At 42.5% G+C, this 2,097-nt stretch carries 2 protein-coding genes; both read left to right on the top strand.

Features of this window, described 5'->3' with window-relative positions:
• Positions 1–77 precede the first annotated feature (77 nt).
• Entirely contained in the window at positions 78–455 is a 378-nt protein-coding gene (locus tag H141_RS0119455; RefSeq protein WP_083923102.1) for a hypothetical protein, read from the top strand.
• A 95-nt stretch (positions 456–550) separates the two neighbouring features.
• Complete coding sequence (locus H141_RS0119450) at positions 551–2,041, top strand: serine hydrolase domain-containing protein (RefSeq protein ID WP_019677938.1); 1,491 nt, start codon at positions 551–553, stop codon at positions 2,039–2,041.
• Positions 2,042–2,097: the final 56 nt, after the last annotated feature.

Genomic DNA, 2,097 nt, shown 5'->3' with positions numbered 1-2,097 from the left:
CGTTCACTTTGCGCCAGAATAGGTGTTCATATTAAATCAGTACGGGTGTTCACATTAAACCAGAATCAGTGTTCACTTTGGGGCAGAATACGCAAGCTGGCTTAAGTTTCGTTCTTTCGGCATGCGTTACTTTGCCCGGACATCGTCAAACAATAGATGAAGAAAATTTCTATTTACATATCACTGCCCCTTCTAAGGTTATAAAAGAAGAAATTCGCTTTAACGCAGAAGAAACAGAACTATTATTTTTACCCGAAAATGCTCAGATCGAGTTAGTTGTTGCAGATGATATCGGAAAACATCAGCTCACGATAAAAGAACACCAAGGTTCTATTGTTTATCACTACAGGTTAAATGGACAGCAATTGACATTTGGAGTCAAAGAGAAAGAGTGGTTTGCATCGCAAATCCCTTTAATCATTGATAAAGCTGGTCTTAAACATGGTCCGGGCTAGGCATAAAAAACGCGAGAACAACGCGCCTTCGACGCTCGACTCGCAACAAATTGCCCGCTTGTGTAGCGGGCGTTAAAGCGTAAAAGGATACTCTGGTGCCAGTGATTAGTTATTTTTCATTCCGGTTCTTGTTGTTGCTTTGTCTGGTGCCATTTGTAAGTCCTGTGGCGAGTGTTGAAACTGATTTAGAAACTGAGATCAGCCGTGCTATCTCAGAAGAAGCTCTTGTAGGCATTTCATGGTCGATAATCTCTGATAACCAAACTTCTGTTGGTGGAGCAGGATTTGCAAACGTAGAGCAAGGTTTAACAATGCAGTCTGAGCAAAAAATACAGGTTGGCTCTGTTACAAAGACAGTGCTGGCGCTGGGTGTGCTCCGCCTGATTACAGAAGATAAACTTACTCTGGATACAAACGTTGAGTTACTGTTGTCTAAGCTAACATTCTATAACCCGTGGCGTAACTCCTCACCCATCACAGTAAGACATTTGCTCGAACATACGGCAGGCATTGATAACATTAGAATGTGGCAACTGTTAAGTGAACAACCTACTCCTGCTATGCCTTTGATAGATGCCTTTATATCTCGTGATCGACATCTTTTGAGGGTTAGAACGCAGCCCGGCACACAATATTCGTACTCAAATATGGGCTACACCTTACTTGGAATGGTTATTGAAGCCATATCAAATCAGCCTTACGAGGAGTACCTGGATCGCAACTTTTTAGCGCCTCTAGGCATGGACAATAGTACATTTGCCTTCTTGAGCCAGAAAGGCGAAAAGGCCGACCCATCGTTGGCAATGGGATACTTTGAAAATCAGGTCGCGCAATCAGCTGTAGCTACTTTTTTAAGGCCTTCAACACAATTTACGACTACCGCTCCAGATATGGCAAGGTTTATGCGTTTTATTATGGCTCACGGTGAGTTAGACGGTGTTGCCTTTATTCGTGGCGATTTAATGGAGATGTTAGCCAAACCAAATGCGACAGATGCGTTTCTTGCGGGTTTAAATCTTGGGCATGGTCTCGCGTTTGCAGTAAGAGATAGGCATAAAGTAGTGGGTATGTGCCACCCCGGCACTACGTATGGATTCAGAGCTTATCTCTGTCTTTATCCAAACGAAAATAAAGGCTTTTTCTGGGCAGTTAATACCGACAGTGAAACAGCAGACTATGAACGTTTAAACCAGATCTTTATTCAGAAACTTGCCGTGTCTCAGGCGAATGTAATAAAGCCAAGTATAGCGCCTGATAATTTATCTGAGTTTGCCGGTATGTATTTTCTTTCCCCCAATAACATGGCTCAGTTTGAGTTTATCGATCGGCTTTTAAATTTTATTTGGCTTAAATCCGATAACGGCGAACTGATTTTATCGTCACTTCAAGCAGCCGACAGGCGCTTATTCTCGTTAGGCGATGGCCTATTTCGCGACAAAAGCAGAACGCAGGCATCTCACGTTATCTTCCATAATGAGACTGGCGATACATTGTTAAGTGATGGGCTAAATACATTTAAAAAAGGCAGTGCCAAATCTATTATATTTGTAAGCGTCCGGCCATCACATCTTTTATTTGCTGACTGATCACGCATCATAGCTGTCACTGTTATTAACCGTGAGAGTTATGAATGCCCGTATTA

This window comes from Arsukibacterium perlucidum DSM 18276 (assembly GCF_000382165.1).
GTDB lineage: Bacteria > Pseudomonadota > Gammaproteobacteria > Enterobacterales > Alteromonadaceae > Alishewanella > Alishewanella perlucidum.
The sequence above is the reverse complement of the archived record's forward strand: the minus strand, read 5'-3'. Positions and strand labels throughout refer to the sequence as shown.